23 protein-coding genes are annotated in these 22,193 nt (G+C 72.2%); 12 read left to right on the top strand and 11 right to left on the bottom strand.

Annotated features, from left to right (window positions below; translation table 11 throughout):
* Positions 1 to 43 precede the first annotated feature (43 nt).
* The gene (locus A4U64_RS21245; protein ID WP_006930360.1) at positions 44 to 661 is read right to left on the bottom strand and encodes a YrhK family protein; all 618 of its coding nucleotides are present in this window, start codon (positions 659 to 661) and stop codon (positions 44 to 46) included.
* A 209-nt stretch (positions 662 to 870) separates the two neighbouring features.
* On the opposite strand from A4U64_RS21245, the gene A4U64_RS21240 reads away from it, so the two are divergent.
* Complete coding sequence (locus A4U64_RS21240) at positions 871 to 1,311, top strand: OsmC family protein (protein ID WP_006947898.1); 441 nt, start codon at positions 871 to 873, stop codon at positions 1,309 to 1,311.
* A 79-nt stretch (positions 1,312 to 1,390) separates the two neighbouring features.
* Here the strand turns inward: A4U64_RS21240 and A4U64_RS21235 are convergent, their stop codons facing one another.
* Entirely contained in the window at positions 1,391 to 1,894 is a 504-nt protein-coding gene (locus A4U64_RS21235; protein ID WP_050034533.1) for a DUF1990 family protein, read from the bottom strand.
* A gap of 10 nt (positions 1,895 to 1,904) precedes the next feature.
* Complete coding sequence (locus tag A4U64_RS21230) at positions 1,905 to 2,231, bottom strand: antibiotic biosynthesis monooxygenase family protein (protein WP_006947900.1); 327 nt, start codon at positions 2,229 to 2,231, stop codon at positions 1,905 to 1,907.
* 32 nt (positions 2,232 to 2,263) lie between these two features.
* Here A4U64_RS21230 and A4U64_RS21225 point away from each other — a divergent pair, with 32 nt between their 5' ends.
* Entirely contained in the window at positions 2,264 to 3,004 is a 741-nt protein-coding gene (locus tag A4U64_RS21225; RefSeq protein WP_006947901.1) for an alpha/beta fold hydrolase, read from the top strand.
* Here A4U64_RS21225 and A4U64_RS21220 read toward each other — a convergent pair whose 3' ends face one another.
* Positions 3,005 to 3,895, bottom strand: a complete 891-nt coding sequence (locus A4U64_RS21220; RefSeq protein ID WP_006947902.1) for an A/G-specific adenine glycosylase — start codon at positions 3,893 to 3,895, stop codon at positions 3,005 to 3,007.
* 95 nt (positions 3,896 to 3,990) lie between these two features.
* Here A4U64_RS21220 and A4U64_RS21215 point away from each other — a divergent pair, with 95 nt between their 5' ends.
* Entirely contained in the window at positions 3,991 to 4,617 is a 627-nt protein-coding gene (locus tag A4U64_RS21215) for a carbonic anhydrase (RefSeq protein ID WP_006947904.1), read from the top strand.
* A 58-nt stretch (positions 4,618 to 4,675) separates the two neighbouring features.
* Positions 4,676 to 5,437, top strand: coding sequence for a hypothetical protein (locus A4U64_RS21210; RefSeq protein ID WP_029540760.1), 762 nt, complete (start codon positions 4,676 to 4,678; stop codon positions 5,435 to 5,437).
* 42 nt (positions 5,438 to 5,479) lie between these two features.
* Here A4U64_RS21210 and disA read toward each other — a convergent pair whose 3' ends face one another.
* A complete protein-coding gene (gene disA / locus A4U64_RS21205; protein WP_006947908.1) occupies positions 5,480 to 6,565 on the bottom strand; it encodes a DNA integrity scanning diadenylate cyclase DisA in 1,086 nt (361 codons plus the stop codon).
* Positions 6,566 to 6,662: 97 nt separating this feature from the next.
* Between disA and A4U64_RS21200 the strand changes: the two genes are divergently transcribed.
* A complete protein-coding gene (locus A4U64_RS21200; protein WP_029540763.1) occupies positions 6,663 to 7,223 on the top strand; it encodes a PaaI family thioesterase in 561 nt (186 codons plus the stop codon).
* 9 nt (positions 7,224 to 7,232) lie between these two features.
* Here A4U64_RS21200 and dinB read toward each other — a convergent pair whose 3' ends face one another.
* From dinB to A4U64_RS21185, 3 genes are all read right to left on the bottom strand, one after another.
* On the bottom strand, positions 7,233 to 8,480 hold the full coding sequence (gene dinB, locus A4U64_RS21195; RefSeq protein WP_065923078.1) for a DNA polymerase IV: 1,248 nt from the start codon (positions 8,478 to 8,480) through the stop codon (positions 7,233 to 7,235).
* 25 nt (positions 8,481 to 8,505) lie between these two features.
* Positions 8,506 to 9,924 (bottom strand): DNA repair protein RadA, encoded by a 1,419-nt coding sequence (radA, locus tag A4U64_RS21190; RefSeq protein ID WP_050034535.1) that lies wholly within the window; start codon positions 9,922 to 9,924, stop codon positions 8,506 to 8,508.
* Between the two features lie 92 nt (positions 9,925 to 10,016).
* A complete protein-coding gene (locus tag A4U64_RS21185) occupies positions 10,017 to 10,655 on the bottom strand; it encodes a hypothetical protein (RefSeq protein ID WP_065923077.1) in 639 nt (212 codons plus the stop codon).
* Between the two features lie 287 nt (positions 10,656 to 10,942).
* Here A4U64_RS21185 and carD point away from each other — a divergent pair, with 287 nt between their 5' ends.
* From carD to A4U64_RS21155, 6 genes are all read left to right on the top strand, one after another.
* Entirely contained in the window at positions 10,943 to 11,431 is a 489-nt protein-coding gene (gene carD / locus A4U64_RS21180; protein ID WP_003935974.1) for an RNA polymerase-binding transcription factor CarD, read from the top strand.
* A gap of 27 nt (positions 11,432 to 11,458) precedes the next feature.
* Complete coding sequence (ispD, locus tag A4U64_RS21175) at positions 11,459 to 12,151, top strand: 2-C-methyl-D-erythritol 4-phosphate cytidylyltransferase (RefSeq protein WP_065923076.1); 693 nt, start codon at positions 11,459 to 11,461, stop codon at positions 12,149 to 12,151.
* A complete protein-coding gene (ispF, locus tag A4U64_RS21170) occupies positions 12,152 to 12,628 on the top strand; it encodes a 2-C-methyl-D-erythritol 2,4-cyclodiphosphate synthase (protein ID WP_029540770.1) in 477 nt (158 codons plus the stop codon).
* 11 nt (positions 12,629 to 12,639) lie between these two features.
* Positions 12,640 to 14,034, top strand: coding sequence for a cysteine--tRNA ligase (cysS, locus tag A4U64_RS21165; RefSeq protein ID WP_029540772.1), 1,395 nt, complete (start codon positions 12,640 to 12,642; stop codon positions 14,032 to 14,034).
* Positions 14,034 to 14,996, top strand: coding sequence for a 23S rRNA (guanosine(2251)-2'-O)-methyltransferase RlmB (gene rlmB / locus A4U64_RS21160; protein WP_029540775.1), 963 nt, complete (start codon positions 14,034 to 14,036; stop codon positions 14,994 to 14,996). The genes cysS and rlmB overlap by 1 nt, the downstream gene beginning before the upstream one ends.
* 143 nt (positions 14,997 to 15,139) lie before the next feature.
* Positions 15,140 to 15,625 (top strand): hypothetical protein, encoded by a 486-nt coding sequence (locus A4U64_RS21155; protein WP_029540778.1) that lies wholly within the window; start codon positions 15,140 to 15,142, stop codon positions 15,623 to 15,625.
* Positions 15,626 to 15,637: 12 nt separating this feature from the next.
* Here A4U64_RS21155 and A4U64_RS21150 read toward each other — a convergent pair whose 3' ends face one another.
* Both A4U64_RS21150 and A4U64_RS28595 read right to left on the bottom strand, forming a co-directional pair.
* The gene (locus A4U64_RS21150) at positions 15,638 to 16,507 is read right to left on the bottom strand and encodes a biotin-dependent carboxyltransferase family protein (RefSeq protein WP_065923075.1); all 870 of its coding nucleotides are present in this window, start codon (positions 16,505 to 16,507) and stop codon (positions 15,638 to 15,640) included.
* Between the two features lie 49 nt (positions 16,508 to 16,556).
* On the bottom strand, positions 16,557 to 16,988 hold the full coding sequence (locus tag A4U64_RS28595; protein ID WP_029540784.1) for an STAS domain-containing protein: 432 nt from the start codon (positions 16,986 to 16,988) through the stop codon (positions 16,557 to 16,559).
* Between the two features lie 268 nt (positions 16,989 to 17,256).
* Between A4U64_RS28595 and A4U64_RS21140 the strand changes: the two genes are divergently transcribed.
* Positions 17,257 to 18,522, top strand: a complete 1,266-nt coding sequence (locus A4U64_RS21140) for an MFS transporter (protein WP_006947935.1) — start codon at positions 17,257 to 17,259, stop codon at positions 18,520 to 18,522.
* On the opposite strand, the gene A4U64_RS21135 is transcribed toward A4U64_RS21140, so the two are convergent.
* Positions 18,510 to 22,166, bottom strand: coding sequence for a hydantoinase B/oxoprolinase family protein (locus A4U64_RS21135; RefSeq protein WP_157127595.1), 3,657 nt, complete (start codon positions 22,164 to 22,166; stop codon positions 18,510 to 18,512). The two genes, A4U64_RS21140 and A4U64_RS21135, sit on opposite strands and share 13 nt — an antisense overlap.
* Positions 22,167 to 22,193: the final 27 nt, after the last annotated feature.

The following is a 22,193-nucleotide window of genomic DNA, read 5'->3' as shown; positions in this document are numbered from 1 at the left end:
CATTGGACCACTCCCGCCGGTCTCCTGCCGAGACCCGGGGCCTTCACGTGCGATGCGGTTCCGGCGGATCGGCGGGCCGCATCCACAGCGCCGCGACGAGGAAGCACACCGCCCCGACGAACGTGCCGAGGTCCGCGAGCCGCGGCGCGAGTGTTTCGCCGGCCGGATCGATGTGGGCGCCGACGGCCGAGGCGCCGAATGCGAGCGAACCGAGCATGTTCAGCCACGTGCTGCGCCAGTTGCGGGCGTGCGGATCCCACAGCGCATCGGTGTCGGTGGTGGCCACCACCGCCAGTGCGCTGCTGACGAGGAAGCACACCGACCCGACGGCGTCGGGCCGCCACACCAGGTTCCGCTCCTCGGACGCCGTCAGGCCGGCGACGAGCGCGAATCCGGTGCTCACGTTGAACGCGAGTGTGCCCGCCCACTGCACCGCGGCCGACCACCAGTCGTACCGGTCCACTCGCGTCGCCGCGGGCGGGCGGTGCGTCAGCAGCAGTTGCACGGTCGCTGCCGCGGTGAAGAACCACGAGCCCACGAAGTAGAGCAGATTCGAGGTGGCGGCGGGGAGGACGAGCACGCCGCCGGAACCCGCGGCGAACAGGGCGGAGCCGATGACGAACAGCCGCGACTCGCGGCGCAGCGTCGGCCGGGTGAACACACCCGCGAACCTAGCGGGCGCGGCCCGCCGCCGTGCAGCAGGGGCGGCCCGCCGCCGTGCAGCAGGGGCGGCCCGCCGCCGTGCAGCAGGGGCGGCCCGCCGCCGTGCAGAACCGGAGCCGGCCCGCCGCCGTGCAGAACCGGAGCCGGGCCGCGCGACGTGGCGTAGGTTCGGCGGGGGAGGACACCCCACGACGAAGGGACCGATCGATGCCCACACGTACCGCTCGCACCGCCTGGAACGGTGGCCTGCAGGACGGCGCCGGACAGGTGGAACTCACCAGCTCCGGCCGCGCCACGTTCGACGTCTCGTTCCCCAAGCGGGCCGCCGAGGACGCCGGCGGCACCACCAGTCCGGAGGAGCTCATCGCCGCGGCACACTCGTCGTGCTACGCGATGCAGCTCTCGGCGCTGATCGCCGAGGCCGGCGGCACGCCGCAGAGCCTCGACGTCACGGCCGACGTCTCGCTCGGCCCCGACCCGGACGGCGGTTTCCGGCTCACCGGCATCAAGCTGACGGTGCGCGGCGAGGTCGACGGCCTCGATGCCGACGGGTTCGCGAAGGCCGCTCAGGGGGCCAAGGAGGGCTGCCCGGTCAGCAAGGCACTGACCGGGGTGGACATCACGCTCGACGCGGCACTCGAATCCTGAGCGATTCCACCACCGCGGGTGCGCACCCGCTGCGGCGACGACCGTGTCGTCCCCGGCACCCGCGCACCCGCGGTGTGCGTCACCGTCCGGCGAGCGCGTCGAGGTAGCGGCCCATCATCCACCGCTGAGCGAGCGGCAGGACCGGCGCGCCGAGGCGGGTGAACCATCGGCCGGGGCGGGAGACGGCGCTGATGTGGCCGAACACCGCGCCGTCGGGCCGTCGCTCGACGACGAACGCCTCCTCACCGCTGACGGGGTGACCGTCGAGGGTGCCGTACGCGAAACCGCGGCGATCCGGCTCGTCGACGACGTAGACCACGCGGCACCACGCGCCCCAGCGCGCCGGACCGAACCGTGGAGCCAGCCGTACCTCCAGCCCCGCCCGCGGCCGCGGAGTATTCGCATCGACGCGAAACCCCGCATGCCGCTGCATGTTCCAGCTTTCCAGTGCCCGAACGGCGGTGCGGAACGCGACGTCGCCCGAGCCGAGGCGGCGGGTGAGGTGCGCGTGCCGGAACCCTGCCGGAACCCTGCCGCGCGTGGCGCCGACGTGCGGGTAGTTGAACGAGCGCTGCGCGTTCACGGCGGCGCGCTCAGCCCTGATCGGTGTCCTCGCCGGCGGCCTTCACGTCGAGCACGACCTCGAATTCGAGCAGCGACGCCCCCGACGCGACCGGCCGCTTCGCCTCACCGGCGTGCGCCTGCCGGGCCGGGCCGTCCCGCCACGCCGCGAACGCCTCCTCCGACTCCCACTGGGTCACCACGAAGTAGCGCGTCTCGCCCTGCACCGGCCGCAGGAGCTGGAAACCGAGGAAACCGGGCGAGTTCTCCACGGTGTGCGCGCGGTGCGCGAAGCGCGTCTCCAGTTCCGGGCCCGCGCCCTCGGGGACCTCGATTGCATTGATCTTCACCACTGCCATGGCGGCGAGCGTACTCCGCTACCTTGGCGGTTGTGTTGCACGACGAAGGTGGTTCCGGGCGGCCGATCCTGCTGCTGCACGGCCTGATGGGCAGCTCCCGCACGTGGCGCCGGCAGTTGCCGTGGCTGCGCGCGCACGGCCACGTCCACACCTTCGACGCCGCCGGCCACGGCCGTCCCGCCCCGGATCGGCTCACCACCGAGGCGTTCGTCGCAGACCTCGCCGCGCACCTCGACGGCATCGGTGAACCGCTGGTGGTGATCGGGCACTCGATGGGCGCCCTGCACGGGTGGTGCTTCGCCGCCGCGCACCCCGGCCGGGTGGCCGCGCTCGTCGTCGAGGACATGGCCCCCGACTTCCGGGGCCGCACCGCGGCGGACTGGGCCGCGATGATCGCGCGGTGGCCGCAGCCGTTCCCGGACGAGGAGGCGGTCGTCGGCTACTTCGGCGACGTCGCCGGCCGGTACTTCCTCGACTCCTTCGAGCATCGGGCCGACGGCTGGTACCTGCACGGCGAGGTGGCCACCTTCCGCGACATCTCCGAGGAGTGGGGCGCCCGGCACTTCTGGGACCAGTGGCGGTCGATCTCGGTGCCTGCCCTGCTCGTCGAGGGGGAGTTCACCATCACCCCGGATGGACAGATGCGGCGGATGGCCGACGAGCACCCCGGGGCCCGGTACGCCCGGATTCCGGGCGCAGGGCACCTGGTGCACGACGAACGCCCCGACGAATATCGCGCCGAGGTCGAACGATTCCTCCGTACCCTCGCCTGATCACGCCTGGCCGGCGAGGCCTTCGCCGGCGAGCGCGAAACGTCCGTCGTCGGTCTGCTCCACGAGACCGTCCACGAGCAGCGAGTGCAGCGCCCGGTCGCGCTGCCCCGGATCCGTGAGCCACACCCGGTCCAGCACCGGCCGCTCGACCGGGACGTCGCTCTCGCGCAGTACGGCCATGAGCTTGCCCCGCACCTGACGGTCGGTGCCCGTGAACTTCTGCACCCGTCGCGGCGGGCCGTCGTGGGCGGGCCGGCCGGCCTCCACCCATGCGCACCGCGGCAGCGGGCACCGGGCGCAGTCGGGCGAGCGGGCCGTGCAGATGGTCGCACCGAGTTCCATCAGGGCTGCGGAGAACGTCGCCGCCCGCTCGCGGGTTCGCGGCAGGAGCAATTCGACGTCGGCCAGGTCCCGGGTGACCGACGGATTACCGGGTTCGGCGGCACCGTGCACCGCCCGCGCGACGACGCGACGGACGTTCGTGTCCACCACCGGGACGCGCCGGCCGTACGCGAAGCAGGCGACCGCCCGCGCCGTGTACGCGCCGATGCCCGGCAGCGACAGCAGCACGTCCACGTCGGCAGGGACCACGTCGCCGTGCTCGGTGGCCAGGACCCCGGCGCACTCGTGCAGCCGCAGCGCCCGGCGCGGATATCCGAGCCTGCCCCAGGCGCGCAGGACGTCGGCCTGGCTCGTCGCGGCCATCATCGACGGCACCGGCCACCGCTGCACCCACTCCAGCCAGATCGGTGCCACGCGGGCCACCGGCGTCTGCTGCAGCATCACCTCGCTCATCAGGATCTGCCACCCGGTGACGCCCTCCTCGCGCCACGGCAGATCCCTCGCCTCGGCGGCGTACCAGCGCAGCAGGGCGGTCGCGTCGACCGGCATCTCTCACATCCTCCCGTCCCGTTGTCGGCCCGATTTAGCCCCGCGGTAACTCCACCGAGCGGGATGCGTCACAGTAAGGGATGGATAATGCCCTTATGCCTAACTCCAACCCCATATCCGCGTGGAAGGCCCTGACCGAGGGTAACCAGCGTTTCGTCAGTGGTACCCCGCTGCACCCCAGCCAGGGCATCGACCACCGTGCCACCCTCGTCAACGAGCAGCACCCCATCGCGGTGCTCTTCGGATGCGGCGACTCGCGGGTGGCCGCCGAGATCATCTTCGACCAGGGCCTCGGCGACATGTTCGTCGTGCGCACCGCCGGACACGTGATCGACAGCGCGGTGCTCGGTTCGATCGAGTACGCGGTCGGCGTGCTGAACGTGCCGTTGATCGTCGTGCTCGGTCACGACAGCTGCGGCGCGGTCAAGGCCACCCTGGACGCCCTCGACAAGGGAGACATCCCGCCGGGATTCATCCGGGACATCGTCGAGCGCGTCGCGCCGTCGATTCTCATGGGCCGCAACGACGGGCTGTCCACGGTCGACGAGCTCGAGGGCCGCCACGTGGTGGAGACCGGGAAGTTGCTCAGCCAGCGGTCCCAGATCATCGCCGAGCGCATCGCCAAGGGGCAGTGCGCCATCGCGGGCGTGACCTACAAGCTCTCCGACGGTCACGTCCAGTTGCAGGGACACGTCGGCGACATCGGTGTGACCGTCGACTGACGCGACACGCCGACTTCGGTGCGGCGACGCCTCGCCGGTGGCACATACCGTGTGAGGCGTGCTTGAACCGACCGGGCCGCTGCCCCCCGAGATCTACTGGCGTCGACGCGCGCTCGCCGTGGGTGTCGGCGTGGTCGTGCTCGCGCTCGTCGTGTGGCTCGTCCTGTCCCTGACCGGCGGGGGCGACGACCCGGAGCCCGACCCGGCGGCCGCCGGCGTCCTGACGTCCGAGACCAGCACCACCCGCACACCCACCAGCAGCACCGGGAGCGAGGAGGCCGACGGCGTCGCCGCCGCCGGCCCCGGCGGGTCCTCCGGAGGCTCCGATTCGGGGTCGTCGCAGTCGGGGTCGTCGCAGTCGAGCACGACGTCGGGGTCCGCCGGGTCCTCGAGTTCCGCGGCGGCGAGTGCGTCCGCCGTCGCGGCCGGGCAGTGCCCGGACCAGTCGCTCGCCGTGCGGGTGACCGCGGACCGGCCCAACTACCAGGTGGGCGAGGAGCCCGAGTTCACCATCGTCATCACGAACATCGGCACGGCCGCCTGCGAGCGCGATCTCGGCGCGGGCCTGCAGCAGGTGCTGGTCTACTCGCTCGACGGCAGCCGGCGGCTGTGGGCGAACACCGACTGCTTCCCCGAGTCCACCGCCGATGTGCGCAAGCTGGCCCCGGGTGACCAGGCCGCCTTCGCGGTGAAGTGGTCCGGAACGACCTCCGAGCCCGGTTGCCAGGCGCCGCGGGAGCGGGTTCCGGCCGGGGCCTACACGGTGGTCGGCCAGCTCGGGGGCCTGCGCAGCACGCCGGAGCCGTTCAACATCGCCTGACCGGCCGACACCGCCCGACCGGCGCGCCGCCGTGCTCGCGGATCAGTCGTACGGGCCGCTGATGGACGATTCCGCCAGCCGCGACAGCCCTTCGCGGATGTAGCGGGCCCACAGCCCGCCGATGCCCTCCACGGACTGCAGGTCCGCCGCCGTCGCCGCCAGCAGGCCCTGCAGGCTCCCGAACGAGCCGACCAGCCGATGGATCTGCGACGACTGCAGTCGCGGCACCCGATGCAGCACGCGGTAACCGCGCGGACTCGTCGCCGCGTCCAGCGCCTCGATCGTGCCCGGATACCCGAACACGCGCGCCAACGTCGTCAGATCCAGCAGATCGACGTCGGTGAGCCGGTCCAGCGCGGCGAGGGTCTGCTCGACGGCGACGAGCTGCGGCGCCTCGGTGCCGGCCAGATAGTCCCGCACGATCAGCTGCCGGGCCAGGTCGTTGTCGCCCACCAGCTCCTCGAGCTGCAGTGCCAGCTGCCGCCCGTCGGTGCCCAGTTCGAGCACCTCCTGTTCGATCTCCACCGAGACGCGGCGCACCATCTCGAGCCGCTGCGCGACGGTGAGCGCGTCGCGCAGCGTCACGAAGTCCTCGATCTCCACCACCGACAGCTGCCGGGTGACCTCGTCCAGCCGCGACTTGTAGCGCTCGAGCGTCGCGACGGCCTGGTTGGCGCGGGAGAGAATGGTCGCCGAATCGTTGATCACGTGCCGCTGGCCGTCGACGTAGACGGTCACGATGCTCATCGACTGGCTCACCGACACCACCGGGTAGCCCGTCTGGATCGCGGTGCGCTCGGCGGCGCGGTGCCGCGTGCCGGATTCGACGGTGGGGATCCGATGATCGGGTACCAGCTGCACGTTGGCCCTGACGATGCGGCCGCCGTCGGTGGACACCACGACCGCTCCGTCCATCTTCGACAGCTCCCGCAGCCGGGTGGGGGCGAACTCCACGTCCAGCTCGAAGCCGCCGTCGCACAGCGCTGCCACGTCGTCGTCGAACCCGAGAACGATCAGGCCTCCGGTGCGGCCGCGCAGGATGCGCTCGAGTCCGTCGCGCAGGGCGGTGCCGGGCGCGAGCCGGGCGATGGTCTCGCGCAGCGTCACGGACGGTGCCACATCGGTCATCGATGGATCCTTCCCGTGTCCGGCCGGTGCGGCGAACGTCACTTCGTGTCGGTCCGCCGGGTGGAGCCGACCGAACCGCCGACTAGATTACTGCCCCATGAGCGGTACCTGGACCCTGCCCGACGACCTCACCCTTCCCAAGCTTCCCGACGACCATCCCGGGGCAGGCGCGCCGATTCCGTCCCATTGGAGCAAGTGCTTCGGCTGCGGCGACGACCAGCCCGCGGGAATGGCGATGCAGTTCACGTTCGGCGAGGGTCTCGAGATCACCGGCATGCTCGACGTCGCGAACCGCTACCAGGGCGGTCCCGGCTTCATCCACGGCGGGATCCTGAGCACGGCGTTCGACGAGGCGCAGGGCATGGCATGCATGGTGCTGCGCCGGCCCGTCGTCACCGGCCACCTGCAGATCGACTTCGCCAAGCCTATCCCGCTCGGGTCGGTGCTCGAGCTGCGCGCCCGGATCGACGGGACGGTGCGCCGCAAGGTGTACACCAGCGCGGAGGCCCGCATCGTCGAGGGACCGTTCGCCGACCCGGACGTCGTCGTCGCGACGTCGCGCGGGTTGTTCCTCACCGTCGGCGCGCAGCACTTCGACAGGGCCAAGGACTTCGTCGACGGGGTACCCAGGTCGCCGCACGGCACCTCGTCCGTGTAGCCGCCCCGGTCACTCCGGCAGGAGGGGCACGGCCGGGTGCGGACGCCGGCCGAGCAGCGAGGCCGACGTGAGCGCCCGCGTGCCGAACCGGCCGTGCACGTCGTCGAGCACGGCGTCCAACGCGTGGCGGTCGACGGGCGGATGGCCGGCCGCCGCACCGTCGGAGGCCGGTTCGTCGAACGGCAGCTCGAGCTGTTCGGTGTCCGCGGAGTCGAGATTCGACACGGCCACGCCGATCAGGGTCAGCCCCCGATCGGCGACCAGCGGCCCCGCTTGCGCCAGCAGTTCCCGCGCGGCGCCGAGGACGACGTCCGTCCGGGCGGTGGGTCCGCGCAGCGTGTGCGACCGCGTCACCCGCGTGTAGTCGGCGAAGCGCAGGCGCAGCACCACGGTGCGACCGGGCCGCCCGGCCGCGCGCATGCGGCCGGTGACCCGTTCCACCAGCATCCGCAGCGTCCCGTCGACCTTCTCGGGATCGTGTCCGGCGGCGCTGCGGGGCCGGCCGAGGGCGTGCTGCGCGCCCATGGACCGGCGCCGGTGGTGGGGGCGGACCGGTCTCGGATCGTGCCCGTGCGCGAGCGCATGCAGGTGACGTCCCATGGACGTGCCGAGCAGGGCGACGAGCTCGACCTCGCTCTCCCGCACCAGGTCGGCCACGCGACGGATGCCGTGCGCGTGCAGGGTCGCGGCGGTGACCTTGCCGACGCCCCACAGGCGTTCGACAGGCAGCGGGTGGAGGAACTCGAGTTCCCGGTCGGGAGGCACCACCAGCAGCCCGTCCGGCTTGGCGACGCCGCTCGCGACCTTCGCGAGGAACTTGGTCCGGGCCACCCCCACCGTGATCGGCAGCCCCACCTGTTCGGCGACGTCGCGCCGCAGCCGGGCCGCGATGTCGGCCGGGGTGCCGCCGATTCGCCACAGCCCGGCGACGTCGAGGAAGGCCTCGTCGATGGAAACGGCCTCGACGAGCGGCGTGGTCTGCTCGAATACCGTGAACACGGCGCGGCTGGCCTGCGCATACGCGTGCATGCGCGGAGGAACGACGATCGCCGCCGGGCACAGGGCGCGGGCGGCGCGCCCGGGCATGGCCGTCGCGACGCCGCAGGCCTTGGCCTCGTAACTGGCGGCGAGTACGACGCCACCCCCGCCCACGATCACGGGCCGGCCGCGCAGGCCCGGGTCGTCGCGCTGCTCGACGGATGCGTAGAACGAGTCGAGATCGGCGTGCAGGATGGTCGCGTGACCGGACACGAACACATGTTCGCATCCGGTTCCGACACGTCTACATGCCCAGCGCGGCGAGCGCCTGGCCGACGTTGCCGACCTCGATCGGATCCCCGTCGGAGGCCGGGGACCGCGACGTGCGGCCGCCCACCGGGGCCGCCGCGGGTTCGTGCGGCACGATCGCGCGGGTGAATCCGAGCCGCCCCGCCTCCGCGATGCGCCGCCCGACCCCGGTGACCCGGCGCACCTCGCCGGCGAGGCCGACCTCGCCGAGCAGCACCGTGCCCGGCGGCAGGGGGCGCTCACGTGCGGCCGACGCGACCGCCAGGGCCAGGGCCAGGTCCGCGGCCGGATCGGTGATGCGCATGCCGCCGACGGTCGAGGCATAGACGTCGCACTTGCCGAGCGGCAGCCGGCATCGCCGCTCGAGTACCGCCAGCACCATCGCGACCCGTGCCGCATCCAGGCCGCTGACCGCGCGCCGTGGTGCGGGGTTCTGCGTCGGCACCACCAGCGCCTGCAGTTCGCCGAGCAGCGGCCGCTTGCCGTCCATGGTGACGGTGACGGCCGTGCCGGCCACTTCCTCGGTCCGATGGTGCAGGAACAGGCCCGACGGGTCGCTGACACCGACGATGCCGCCCTCGGTCAGTTCGAAGCAGCCCACCTCGTCGGCGGCACCGAAGCGGTTCTTCACCCCCCGCACCATGCGCAGTGTGGAGTGCTTGTCGCCCTCGAAGTGCAGCACCACGTCGACCAGATGCTCGAGCGAACGCGGACCCGCCACCGCACCGTCCTTGGTGACGTGCCCGATGAGCAGCACCGGGACGCCGCTGGCCTTGGCGAGCGAGGTCAGCGCGCTGGTCACCGCCCGGACCTGGGTGACGCCGCCGGACACGCCCTCCACGTCGGCGGCGAGCATCGTCTGCACGGAGTCCACCACCAGCAGCGTCGGCTTGACCTGCTCGATGTGTCCGAAGATGGTCGCCAGATCCGACTCGGCGGCGAGGAAGACGCGTTCGTGCACCGAACCCGTGCGGTCGGCGCGCAACCGTACCTGTCCCGCCGATTCCTCCCCGGTGACGTAGAGGGCCCGGTCGTCGCTGCCGCGCCGCGCCCAGCGGTGGACCACCTCGAGCAGCAGGGTGGACTTGCCGACGCCGGGCTCCCCGGCGAGCAGCACCACCGAGCCGGGAACGACGCCGCCGCCGAGCACCCGGTCGAGTTCCTCGATGCCGGTGGGCTTCGCGTGGGTGGTCCGGCTGTCGACGAGGGTCAGCGGCGTGGCCGGGGTCGTGGGGAGAAGTGCCGCGGCCCCGGCGCGGGCGAGCGAGGTGCCGGGCCGCGACGCCACCGCGGCAGGCAGGGCCGGCGCCTCGTCCATCGAACCCCACGTCCCGCAGTCGGGGCAGCGGCCGACCCATTTCGCGACGGTGTGCCCGCAGTCGGTGCAGCGGTAGATCGACTTCGTCTTTGCCACCGCGTCAGCCTAGGGCCGGGGGCCGACACGAAACCGGGGCCCGGGGCGAGCGGAGTGCTCGCCCCGGGCCCCGGGTGCCTCGGGGGTGCCGGTCAGTGACCCTCGCCCTCGACCGGCGACTTCTCGGAGACGTTGCGCTCGACGTCCGTGCCGGCGTCGACCGGGACCTGCATGGTGACGTCGCCGGCCTCGGCGAAGGTGAACGTGACCGGGATGGTCAGGCCGGGGCGCACGCCCTCCTTCAGTCCGGTGAGCTCGACCTGGGCCACGGACGGGGTGTCGGAGGACTCGGCGGCCTCGGCGGGACGCGGGGACTCGTCGGTCGCGGCTTCGGCGGTCGCGTCCTCGGCGAGGGTTTCACCGGTCAGGCCGGCCGAGATCGAGGCCTGCGGCTCGATGTGCAGGCCGGACACGCCGGTGGCGGAGGACGCGAAGTCGGTGGTGATGCGGGTCAGCTCGTCGGGGGTGGTCTCGCTCAGGTTGACCACGGTGAAGCCGAGCGCGGCCTTGCCGCCGGGTTCGAGGCTGTACTCCTCGGAGTCCGGGTAGATCACGTGCACGTTGCGCAGCGCGATGTTTCCGAGCTCGGCGCTGTTGCCGTTGACCGCGGCCACCTGGGTGGCGGTCTGGCTGATCTGACCGGCGCCGCAGGCGGACAGCGTGAGCGCCGCACCCGCGGCCAGGGCGAGAGCGGTCGCGACTCGGCGAGTCGGCGCTTTGGGAGCAGTCACGGGTTGTCCTCCACTCGAGTAAGGCTCGCAATCCACTAGGCAGAGTAGTAGTCGAAGGGCGCCGAGTCTGCGCCGGGGGCGGAAGTCGGGGCTTTCGTCCCCCTCGGGCCGCGTCCGCGGGGCCGCGAAGGGCCGCTCCGGGCGGTGTGTCGAACATCACCGGATGCACGTAACCGGTTGGCTGTCAAGTCCTACGCGCACGCGTCTGTGCCCCTGACCTGCGCCGTTGATGAGAGCCGGACGTAAGCACGTGTTAAACTCGAAGAATCGAAAGGGGCACGGGACACATGATTTTCAAGGTCGGAGATACCGTCGTATACCCCCATCACGGTGCGGCGCTGATCGAAGCTATCGAAACGCGCACCATCAAGGGTGAGCAGAAGGAATATCTGGTTCTGAAAGTCGCCCAGGGCGACCTGACGGTTCGGGTACCTGCGGATAATGCAGAATACGTCGGCGTTCGCGACGTGGTCGGGCAAGAAGGCCTCGACAAGGTTTTCCAGGTGCTGCGCGCACCGCACACCGAAGAGCCGACCAACTGGTCGCGGCGGTACAAGGCCAACCTCGAGAAGTTGGCCTCCGGAGACGTGAACAAGGTCGCCGAGGTCGTGCGCGACCTGTGGCGGCGGGAGCAGGACCGCGGCCTGTCCGCAGGTGAGAAGCGGATGCTGGCCAAGGCGCGGCAGATCCTCGTCGGCGAGCTCGCGCTCGCGGAGGGCACGGACGACGTCAAGGCCGACAGCCTGCTCGACGAGGTGCTCGCCGCCGCTTCCTGAGCGGCCGCGCGAACTGCAGAATTACAGATGAGCGATCGCAACGGGCCGGTCGTCGGAATCATTCCGGCGGCCGGCCGTGGTGTACGTCTGGGCGAATCGCTGCCCAAGGCGTTCGTCGAACTCGACGGGCGCACGATGCTGGACCGGGCAGTGGAGGCCATGCTGGCCTCGGCGGTGGTCGACCGCGTGGTCGTGGTGGTGCCGTCGGAGCTGGTGGCGTCCGTCGCGGCCACGGCGCCGGCGCGGGTGTGCGTGGTGGCGGGCGGCGCGGAGCGCACCGATTCGGTGCGCGCCGGGCTGGCGGCGGCGGAGGACGCCGCCTACGTCCTGGTGCACGACGCCGCACGCGCCCTCACTCCGCCGCGGTTGTTCGCCCGGATCGTGGTGGAACTGCGCGGCGGACGGTCCGCGGTGATCCCCGTGCTGCCGGTCGCGGACACCGTCAAGAGCGTCGACCGCGACGGCCGTGTCACCGGCACCCCCGACCGGTCCGTCCTCCGGGCGGTACAGACCCCGCAGGGATTCGAGGCCGGCCTGCTGCGCCGCGCCAACGCCGGCGCCGGGGACGCGACCGACGACGCCGGTCTCGTCGAGCGCCTCGGCGAGGGCGTGTACACCGTCCCGGGCGAACCGCTCGCCTTCAAGATCACCACACCGCTCGATCTGGTCCTGGCCCGTGCCGTGCTCGCGGCCGGGGCCCCCGTCGGACAGGAGAGCTGAGTGCGCGTCGGGATCGGAACCGATGTCCATCCGATCGAGCCCGGACGGCCGTGCTGGCTGGCCGGTCTGCTGTTCGAGGACGCCGACGGGTGTGCGGGGCATTCGGACGGTGACGTCGCGGCCCACGCGCTGTGCGACGCCCTGCTCTCCGCGGCCGGCCTCGGCGACCTCGGTTCCGTCTTCGGCACCGGCCGGCCGGAGATGCACGGCGCGAGCGGTGCGGCCATGCTCGCCGAGGTGCGGCGCCTGCTCGACGGCGGGGGCTTCGCGATCGGGAATGCCGCCGTCCAGGTGATCGGGAACAGGCCCAGGATCGGTCCCCGCCGCGACGAGGCGCAGCGGGTGCTGTCCGAGGCGCTCGGGGCGCCGGTGTCGGTGTCGGCGACGACGACGGACGGCCTCGGCCTGACCGGGCGCGGCGAGGGCGTCGCGGCCGTCGCGACGGCACTCGTATTTTCGCGCGACGACGACCGGTAGGATGGCCGGTCGTGACCTTGCGCTTGTTCGACACCGAATCGCGGGCCGTGCGGGATTTCGTTCCGCTGGTCCCCGGCCGGGCTTCGGTGTACCTCTGTGGCGCGACGGTCCAGGGTGAGCCCCACATCGGTCATGTGCGCAGCGGCGTCGCCTTCGACGTGCTGCGGCGCTGGCTCATGGCGAAGGGCCTGGATGTCGCCTTTGTGAGAAACGTCACAGACATCGACGACAAGATTCTGCGCAAGGCCACCGAGGCGGGCCGGCCCTGGTGGGAGTGGAAGACGACCTACGAGCGGGCCTTCGCCCGCGCCTACGACCAGCTCGGTGTGCTGCCGCCGTCGGTGGAGCCTCGCGCGACGGGTCACGTCACCCAGATGGTCGAGCTGATGCAGCGCCTGATCGACGCCGGGCACGCCTACGCGGCCGACGGGAACGTCTATTTCGACGTGCTCAGCTACCCCGAGTACGGCCGGCTGTCGGGCCACCGGATCGACGACGTCCATCAGGGGGAGAGCGCGGGCAGCGGCAAGCGGGATCCGCGGGACTTCACCCTGTGGAAGGCGGCGAAGCCGGGCGAGCCGTCGTGGCCGACGCCGTGGGGCCGCGGCCGCCCGGGCTGGCACCTCGAGTGCTCCGCGATGGCCGAGTACTACCTCGGCGAGTCCTTCGACATCCACTGCGGCGGAATGGATCTCGTCTTCCCGCACCACGAGAACGAGATCGCCCAGGCCAAGGCCGCCGGCGACGGGTTCGCGCGGTACTGGCTGCACAACGGCTGGGTCACGATGGGCGGCGAGAAGATGTCCAAGTCGCTCGGCAACGTGCTGTCCATCCCGAACGTGCTCGCCCGGGTGCGGCCCCAGGAGCTGCGGTACTACCTGGGAAGTGCCCACTACCGGTCCATGCTCGAATACTCCGACGCCGCGCTGCACGAGGCGGCGGCGGGGTACCGCGGCCTCGAGGCGTTCGTCCTCAAGACCCGGGACCGGGCGGGCGACATCCCGGTAGGAACGTGGACCGAGGAGTTCGCCGCGGCGCTCGACGACGATCTCGGCGTCCCGAAGGCGCTCGCCGAGATCCACGGCCGGCGCAGCGAGGGCAACAAGGCGCTCGACGCCGGCGACCTGGACACCGCGGTGCACATCGCCGCGCAGGTACGCGCCATGCTCGGCATCCTGGGGGTGGACCCGCTCGACCCGCACTGGGCCGAGGTGGCCGGCCGCGACTCGGCGGCCCTCGAGGCCCTCGAGGTGCTGGTGGCTGCCGAACTCGACCGCCGGCAGGCGGCGCGGGCCGCGAAGAACTGGGCGCTCGCCGACGAGGTGCGCGATCGATTGACGGCGGCGGGCATCGAGGTGACCGATACGCCGAACGGACCCGAGTGGTCCCTGAAAGCAGGGCAGTGATGGCTGGAAATTCTCAGCGACGAGGTGCGGTCCGCAAGGGCGGCACCAAGAAGGGCCAGGTCGTCGGGTCCGGCGGGCAGCGCCGCCGCGGCCTCGAGGGCCGCGGTGCCACCCCCAAGGCCGAGGACCGGCCGTACCATCCCGCCGCGCGGCGCGCCCGCGCCGCGGCGAAGGCCGCCGACAAGCGCGGCCGCAGCACCGCCGGCCGCAAGGGCGAGGACGGGCCGGAGATGGTGCTCGGCCGCAACCCGGTCGTGGAGTGCCTGCGCGCGGATGTTCCCGCGACGGCGCTGTACGTCGCGGTCGGCGCCGAGGCGGACGAACGCCTCAAGGAGGCCGTGCAGCGGGCCGGGGACGCGGGCATCTCGATCCTCGAGGTTCCGCGCGGCGAGCTCGACCGTCTCACCGCCAACGGCATGCACCAGGGCATCGGGTTGCAGGTCCCGCCGTACCGCTACGCCCATCCGGACGACCTGCTGGCCGTCGCCCACGACCACCACGAGCGGCCGCTGCTGGTGGCCCTCGACAACATCACCGATCCGCGGAACCTCGGCGCGGTGATCCGGTCGGTGGCCGCGTTCGGCGGGCACGGCGTGCTGATCCCGCAGCGGCGCAGCGCCGCGGTCACGGCGGTGGCGTGGCGGACCAGCGCGGGTGCCGCGGCGCGCCTCCCCGTCGCCCGGGCGACGAACCTGACGCGCACCCTCAAGGAGTGGCAGTCCCGGGGCGTCCGGGTCGTCGGGCTGGATGCGGGGGGCGACACCAGCCTCGACGAGTTCGACGGCACCGATCCGGTGGTGATCGTCGTCGGCTCCGAGGGCAAGGGACTGTCGCGCCTGGTCCGCGAGACGTGCGACTCGATCCTGTCGATCCCGATGGCCGGCGACGTGGAGTCGCTCAACGCGTCCGTCGCCGCCGGCGTCGTCCTCGCGGACATCGCGCGTCAGCGCCGCCTGCAGTAGTCCCGGATCCGCGCCGACGGTCGGCCGCGACACCCATCGAGGTGGCGGCCGACCGGGGACCACGCGGCCGGATGTTCCGGGGAACGGTTCCGTCCCCGACTGCGTCGAATCGGGTAGAGCGATCGACCGCGGACGGGGGACACATGGCACATCGAACCGAATTCACCGGACGGATCGAGATCGATCCTCCGCTGAACCGGCAGGAGATCGACTTTCTCGTCGCGTTCGCCGGCCCGGCGAGTGGCCCGCACCGGTCGCCCGCCGACGGACTGCCCAGGCGGGGGCGCCCGCTGTCGTGGTGCCAGTGGGTGCCCACCGCCGACGGCACCGCACTCGGCTGGAACGGCGGCGACTGCTTCTACTTCTACACGGAGTGGCTGGCCTACCTGATCGACACCTTCCTCTCGCGCCGGGCGCGGTTGCGCCGCGCGTCGCGGGGCCCGCGTGCGACGGTCCCGGCCGGATGCACGGGTTTCACGTTCGACCACGTGCTCGACGGCACGGTCGACGTCCGCACGCCGGCCGGCACGTTGCGACGAATCACCGTGCGGGACAATCGCGTCGAGGAACACCTCGTTGCGGGCCCGGGCCTCGCGGTCCGGTCGTCGAGCGATGCGGCGGTGTCCTGACCGGTCGCGGGGTCACCGCGTGAGGGTGGCGACGAACCGCACCCGGTGCCCCGGCTCGAGCTGCGCGGCGACGGGAAGATCGGCGGGCACGACGACGGCGATCACCGGGTGATCGCCGACGACGGGATGGTCGGCCAGGAACAGGATGGGGTTGCCGTCCGGGGGAACCTGCACCGAGCCCGCGACGGTCGGCTCCGGGCGGTCGGTCCCGCCCCGCGCGAGATGCAGCCTGCCCGGGCCGTGCAACCGGATCCCGACGCGGTCCAGCTGCGGCGTCACGGTCCACGTCTCGTGCAGCAGCGCGTGCACCGAACCGGCGCTGAACACCTCGGAGTGCCGGCTCAGACGCACACGCAGCATCGCCGGATCCTCGATCGGGGCCGGCGGCGGGATCTGCTCCTCGATGGGCAGCTCGCCTGCCAGGGTGCCGACCGGGAGCCGGTCGCCGTCCCTGAGCGGGGCGGGGCCGGTCCAGGTCAGGGTGTCGGTGGATCGGCTGCCGTGGGTCTCGGGCACGTCGATTCCGCCGCGCACCGCCAGGTACGAGCGCAGCCCCCTCGACGGGCTGCCCAGCGCCAGCACGTCACCGTCGTCCAGCTTCAGCATCGCGTAGTCGGCCTCGGGGTGGCCGTCGACGGTCACCGGCACGCGGGCGCCCGTCACCGCGACGACGTTCGCGCCGATGCTGCGCACGGTCAGCCCGCCGGCGGCGACCTCGAGGGTCGCGGCGGCGGGCTCGTTGCCGACCAGCCGGTTGGCGGCGTCGTGCGCCGCGCGGTCGGCGGCGCCGGACGTGCCCAGCCCGTGGTCCCCGTGTTCCGGCCGGCCGCGGTCCTGGACGGTGGTGAACATCCCGCTGTGGACGACTTCGAGCCCCTGCATGGGGAAATTGTCCCCGGAACCGCGGGGGTGCCGGGGGCGTCTTCGCGAATCAGCTCGCCGCGGAGCAGGGCGGTTCGACGGCGGTGACCAGCGGGCCGCCGGCCGGAACCAGGGAGCCGACGGCCGAATCGAGGTTGTCGTGCAGATTCAGGCGGGAGCGGACCCCGGCCGCGGCGATCGTCCGGCGGACGCGTCCTGCCGGGGCGACGACGGCGACGGTGCCGGGATGGGCGGAGGTCGCGCGCAGGAGGATCGTGAGGCCCACCGCGCCGAAGAAGGTGACGCCGCCCATGTCGGCGACGAGGGCACGGCCGCGATGGGCGTTGTCGAGCGCGGAGCGCAGCAGGTGCGCGGTGGTCATGTCGATCTCGCCGGCGACCGAGAGCACGGCGTATCCGGCACGTTCCGACAGGGTGGCGCCGAAGGCCGGCGACGGTGCGGGGGAATCGGACGGAGTCTCGGGAGTAGTGGGGTCGATCATCGGCACGAACCTTTCGCTCGGGATGTCTCGACGCCGTGGATCCGACGCTGTTTCGCAAAAGCAAGCATGTCGCAGTTCGATAACGGCCCAGGACCGCGCTCCATAGCGAAATGATCTCGAAAAGATAGCGATGAGATAACGGAGACGGGAAAGGCCTGGCAGAGGAGGGGACCGGACTGCGCGGAACCGGCCGCTTCGCCGCCCGAAAATCGCTCGTGCCGGCCGCCGTGCTCCTGCTAGCGTCGCGGCACCGCCTCCTCCCGAGTGAATGCCGACCGCCGTGACCACCCTCGACCTGACCACCCGCCGCTTCGCGCCGCTGATCCTCCTCAACGTCGCCACCCTGCTGTCCGCCACCGGCAACGGCATCGTAGTCGTCGCGCTGCCGTGGCTGGTGCTCGAGCAGACCGGCCGGGCCACCGACGCGGCGATCGTCGCGGGCGCGGCCACCGTGCCGCTGCTGCTGGCAAGCCTGCTCACCGGCACCGTCGTCGACCGGTTCGGCCGGCGGCGCACCGCCGTGGTCTCGGATGCCCTCTCGGCGCTGTCGGTCGCGACGATCCCCGTGCTCGCGGCCACCGTCGGACTCTCGGTGCCCCTGCTCGCCGCACTCGCGGCGCTCGGTGCCGTGTTCGACCCGGCGGGCATCTCGGCGCGGGAGTCGATGCTGCCGGCGGCGACCCGCGCCGCCGGGTGGTCGCTGGACCGTGTCAACAGCCTCTACGAGGCGAACTACAACCTCGCCTACCTGATCGGACCGGGTGTCGGCGGTGTCCTCATCGCGGCGGTCGGTCCCGAGAACACCCTGTGGGTGACGTCGGCGTGCTTCGTGCTCTCCCTCGTCACCGTCGCCTTCCTCCGGCTCGAGCACGCCGGCCGGCCCGACCGGGCCACCCGGCCCGCCTCGCTGTGGGCCGGCACCCTCGAGGGGCTGCGGTTCGTGTGGCGCGACCGGTTGCTGCGCACACTCGCGCTGGTCGACATGGTCATCATGGCGCTGTTCCTGCCGATCGAGTCGGTGCTGCTGCCCGCCTACTTCACCGGCCTGGACGCACCCGCTCAGCTCGGCTGGGTGCTGATGTCGCTGAGCATCGGTGGCCTGGTGGGTGCCCTGGCCTACGGCGCCTTCGCACCGCGCCTGCGGCGCCGCACCCTGATGCTCGTCGCGGTCACGGTGCTGGGCGCGGCGACGACCGGCATGGCGTTCCTGCCGCCGCTGGGGGTCCTCGTGCTGCTGGGCGTCCTCATCGGCCTGGTGTTCGGCCCGGTGGGGCCGATCGGGAACTGGGCCATGCAGACCCGCAGCCCGGAGCACATGCGCGGCCGCGTCGTCGGTGTGATGACCTCGACCGCGTACGCGGCGGGCCCGGTCGGGATCCTGGTCGCCGGGCCCCTGATCGACGCGGCGGGTGTGCGGACGACGTTCTTCGCGCTGGCCGTGCCGATGATGTTCGTCGCCGCGGTGTGTTTCGCGCTGCCCGTCCTGCGGGAACTGGATCCCACCCCGGAGTCCCGTGCGGCCTACCGGCCGTAGCCGCCCCCGCCCGGCGTCTCGACCACGAGCACGTCACCGATCCCGACCTCGACGGAGTCGCAGCCGGCCATGTGGGTGACGGCGCCGTCGGCGCGCTCGATGCGGTTGCTGCCCAGCGCTCCCGGCCCGCCCCCGGCCATCCCGTACGGCGGCACGCGCCGGTGCCCGGAGAGCGTGCTGACGGTCATCGGCTCGAGGAACCGGAGCCGGCGCACGGCGCCGTCGCCGCCGCGCCACCGGCCGCCGCCCCCGCTGCCGTGACGAATCGTGAAGGCCTCCAGCAACACCGGAAGGCGCCACTCCAGTACCTCCGGATCGGTGAGCCGCGAGTTCGTCATGTGGGTCTGCACCACCGACGTCCCGTCGAACCCCTCGCCGGCGCCCGACCCGGAGCCGAGCGTCTCGTAGTACTGGTATCGCGCGTTTCCGAAGGTGACGTTGTTCATCGTGCCGGCGCCCTCGGCCTGCACCCGCAGCGCCGCGTAGAGCGCGCCGGTGACGGCCTGCGACGTCTCGACGTTGCCCGCGACGACGGCGGCGGGGAACTCGGGGGCGAGCATCGACCCGTCGGGGACGACGATGTGCAACGGACGCAGGCACCCGTCGTTGAGGGGGATGTCGTCGGCGACGAGCGTGCGGAAGACGTACAGCGCCGCGGCCCGCGTGACGGACGAGGGCGCGTTGAAGTTCGACGCGAGTTGCGGTGACGTGCCGGTGAAGTCGATCGTCGCCGAGCGCGCCCGCCGGTCGACGGTGACCCGCACCGCGATCACCGCACCGGAGTCCATCTCGTAGCGGTACTCGCCGTCGTGGAGGCGGTCGACGACGCGGCGCACCTCCTCCTCGGCGTTGTCCTGCACGTGGCGCATGTAGGCCTGGACGACGTCGAGACCGAAGTGGTCGATCATCCGGCCCACCTCGACCACCCCGCGGGCGTTGGCCGCGATCTGTGCGCGCAGGTCCGCGAGGTTGGTGTCCGGGTTCCGGGACGGGTACGGGCCGCCGGTGAGCAGCGCGCGGGTGTCGGCCTCCCGGAAGGTTCCGTTCTCGACGAGCAGCCAGTTGTCGAACAGCACGCCCTCCTCGCGGATGTCGTGGCTGCCGGAGGGCATGGAACCCGGTGTCGATCCGCCTATTTCGGCGTGGTGACCGCGGGAGGCGACGAAGAAGAGGATGTGCTCGCCGGTCCCGTCCGGCCCGGGGCCGAAGACCGGCGTGATCACCGTGACGTCCGGCAGGTGGGTACCGCCGTGGTACGGGTCGTTGACCGCGTACACGTCACCCGGCTTCATCGACCCGTGCCGGCGGCGCACCACCTCCTGCACGCTCGTGCCCATCGAGCCGAGATGGACGGGGATGTGTGGCGCGTTCGCGATCAGGTTTCCGTCCGGATCGAACAGCGCGCACGAGAAGTCCAGGCGCTCCTTGATGTTCACCGACTGCGCGGTGGATTCGAGGGTGGTGCCCATCTGCTCGGCGATCGACATGAACAGGTTGTTGAAGATCTCGAGCATCACCGGGTCGGCGTGGGTGCTCACCGCGGTGTCGTCGTGGGCGTGCACCCGGGTGAGCACGAGATGGCCCTGCTCCGACATCGTCGCCGCCCAGCCGGCCTCGACGACGGTGGTCGAGTTGTCCTCCGCGACGATTGCCGGGCCGGCCACGGCGTCGCCGGGGGAGAGGTGTTCGCGGCGGTACAGGGGGGCATCGCGCCACGCGCCGTCGACGAACATCCGGACGGTGCCGCGCGGCGGGCGGGTGGGCTCGGGTGCGCCGCTGTCGTCGCTGCGGCCGCGTCCGAGCCCGGACAGGTCGGGCCGGCGCGTCGCCCCGACGGCCTCGACCGCGACGGCATCGACGATCAGCGGACGGTCCATGAGGAAGGAGTAGGTGCGCCGGTGCACGGCCTCGAACTCCGCGGTCATCGTCGCCGGGTCGGCGAGCGCGACGGGCACGGACGTGTCGGTGCCGTCGTAGCGCAGGTGCGCCCGGAAGGCCACGTCGATGCGTTCGGGGGGCACGTCCTCGTCGAGCAGTTCCGCGCGCGCCGCGGCCTCGAGTTCGGCGGCGACGTCGCGCAGCCGCGGCATCGCCTCCGCGTTCAGTTCGACGACGACGGACTGCTCGCGCATCGCGGTGGTGTCCGCGAGACCCATGCCGAGCGCGGACAGGACACCGGCCAGCGGCGGCACGAGGACGGTCCGGATGCCGAGCGAGTCGGCCACCGCGCAGGCGTGCTGCCCGCCGGCGCCGCCGAAGGTCGTCAACGCGTACTCGGTGACGTCGTGTCCCTTCTGCACCGAGATGCGCTTGACGGCGTTGGCCATGTTCGCCACCGCGATCTGCAGGAAGCCGGCGGCGACCTCCTCGGGGCTGCGGTCGTCGCCGGTCGCCTCGCGGATCTCGGCGGCCAGGGCGGCGAACCGGGCCCGCACCGTCTCGTCGTCCAGCGGTTGGTCGCCGCCGGGACCGAACACGTGCGGGAAGTGCGCGGGCTGCACGCGGCCGAGCATGACGTTGGCGTCGGTGACGGTGAGCGGGCCGCCGCCGCGGTAGCAGGCCGGCCCGGGGTCGGCGCCGGCGGAATCGGGCCCCACCCGGTACCGGCTGCCGTCGAAGTGCAGGATCGAGCCGCCGCCGGCGGCGACGGTGTGGATGTCCATCATGGGGGCGCGCAACCGCACCCCGGCGACGACGGTGTGGAAGACGCGCTCGTATTCCCCGGCGAAGTGCGACACGTCCGTCGACGTCCCGCCCATGTCGAACCCGATCACCTTGTCGAACCCGGCCAGCGCCGACATCCGGCTCATGCCGACGATGCCCCCGGCAGGACCGGAGAGGATCGCGTCCTTACCGCGGAAGTGCATCGCCTCGGTGAGCCCGCCGTTGGACTGCATGAACATCAGCCGCACGCCCGGCAGTTCCTCGGCCACGCGGTCCACGTAGTGGCGGAGCACGGGCGAGAGGTACGCGTCGACGACGGTGGTGTCGCCGCGCGGCACCAGCTTCATCAGCGGGCTGGCGACCGCGGACAGCGAGATCTGCCCGAAGCCGAGACGCTCGGCGAGCTCACCGATCGCGTGCTCGTGCTGCGGGTACAGGTGGCTGTGCATGCACACCACGGCGACGGAGTCGATGCCGTCGTCGCGCACCTGCCTCAGGTCCCGCTCGAGCCGGTCGAGGTCGGGGGCACGCAGCACCGTGCCGTCGGCCCGGATGCGTTCGTCGACCTCGAGCACCCGCTCGTACAGCAGCTCGGGCAGCACGATGTTGCGCTCGAAGATCCGCGGCCGGTTCTGGTAGCCGATGCGCAGCGCGTCCCGGAAACCGGCGGTGATCACCAGGGCGGTCCGGTCGCCCTTGCGCTCGAGCAGTGCGTTGGTCGCGACGGTGGTGCCCATGCGCACCTGCTCGACGAGGTCGGCGGTGACGGGTTCGCCGGCGGGCACCCCGAGCAGCTCCCGGATCCCGGCGACGGCCGCGTCCCGGTACCGGGACGGGTTCTCCGACAACAGCTTGTGGGTGACCAGGGCACCGTCGGGCCGGCGGGCGACGACATCGGTGAAGGTGCCGCCGCGGTCCACCCAGAACTCCCAGCGCCCGGGTGTCCGGTCTCGTTCGCTCGCCTGCTCCGCTGTCGCCATGACAGCAGGTTAGCCACCGCGGCGGGA

Origin of the sequence: Rhodococcus sp. WB1 (assembly GCF_001700945.1) — a bacterium.
Classification (GTDB): Bacteria; Actinomycetota; Actinomycetes; order Mycobacteriales; family Mycobacteriaceae; genus Rhodococcus; species Rhodococcus aetherivorans.
The sequence above is the reverse complement of the archived record's forward strand: the minus strand, read 5'-3'. Positions and strand labels throughout refer to the sequence as shown.

Excerpts from the sequence above, each read along its gene's own strand:
- disA (WP_006947908.1), bottom strand. The coding sequence starts at position 6,565 with ATGACCGATGTGGCACCGTCCGTGACGCTGCGCGAGACCATCGCCCGG.
- A4U64_RS21240 (WP_006947898.1), top strand. The coding sequence starts at position 871 with ATGCCCACACGTACCGCTCGCACCGCCTGGAACGGTGGCCTGCAGGAC.
- A4U64_RS28595 (WP_029540784.1), bottom strand. The coding sequence starts at position 16,988 with ATGATCGACCCCACTACTCCCGAGACTCCGTCCGATTCCCCCGCACCG.
- rlmB (WP_029540775.1), top strand. The coding sequence starts at position 14,034 with ATGGCTGGAAATTCTCAGCGACGAGGTGCGGTCCGCAAGGGCGGCACC.
- A4U64_RS21150 (WP_065923075.1), bottom strand. The coding sequence starts at position 16,507 with ATGCAGGGGCTCGAAGTCGTCCACAGCGGGATGTTCACCACCGTCCAG.
- A4U64_RS21200 (WP_029540763.1), top strand. The coding sequence starts at position 6,663 with ATGAGCGGTACCTGGACCCTGCCCGACGACCTCACCCTTCCCAAGCTT.
- A4U64_RS21220 (WP_006947902.1), bottom strand. The coding sequence starts at position 3,895 with ATGCCGGTCGACGCGACCGCCCTGCTGCGCTGGTACGCCGCCGAGGCG.
- carD (WP_003935974.1), top strand. The coding sequence starts at position 10,943 with ATGATTTTCAAGGTCGGAGATACCGTCGTATACCCCCATCACGGTGCG.
- A4U64_RS21230 (WP_006947900.1), bottom strand. The coding sequence starts at position 2,231 with ATGGCAGTGGTGAAGATCAATGCAATCGAGGTCCCCGAGGGCGCGGGC.
- A4U64_RS21215 (WP_006947904.1), top strand. The coding sequence starts at position 3,991 with ATGCCTAACTCCAACCCCATATCCGCGTGGAAGGCCCTGACCGAGGGT.
- ispD (WP_065923076.1), top strand. The coding sequence starts at position 11,459 with ATGAGCGATCGCAACGGGCCGGTCGTCGGAATCATTCCGGCGGCCGGC.
- A4U64_RS21135 (WP_157127595.1), bottom strand. The coding sequence starts at position 22,166 with ATGGCGACAGCGGAGCAGGCGAGCGAACGAGACCGGACACCCGGGCGC.
- A4U64_RS21155 (WP_029540778.1), top strand. The coding sequence starts at position 15,140 with ATGGCACATCGAACCGAATTCACCGGACGGATCGAGATCGATCCTCCG.
- A4U64_RS21140 (WP_006947935.1), top strand. The coding sequence starts at position 17,257 with ATGCCGACCGCCGTGACCACCCTCGACCTGACCACCCGCCGCTTCGCG.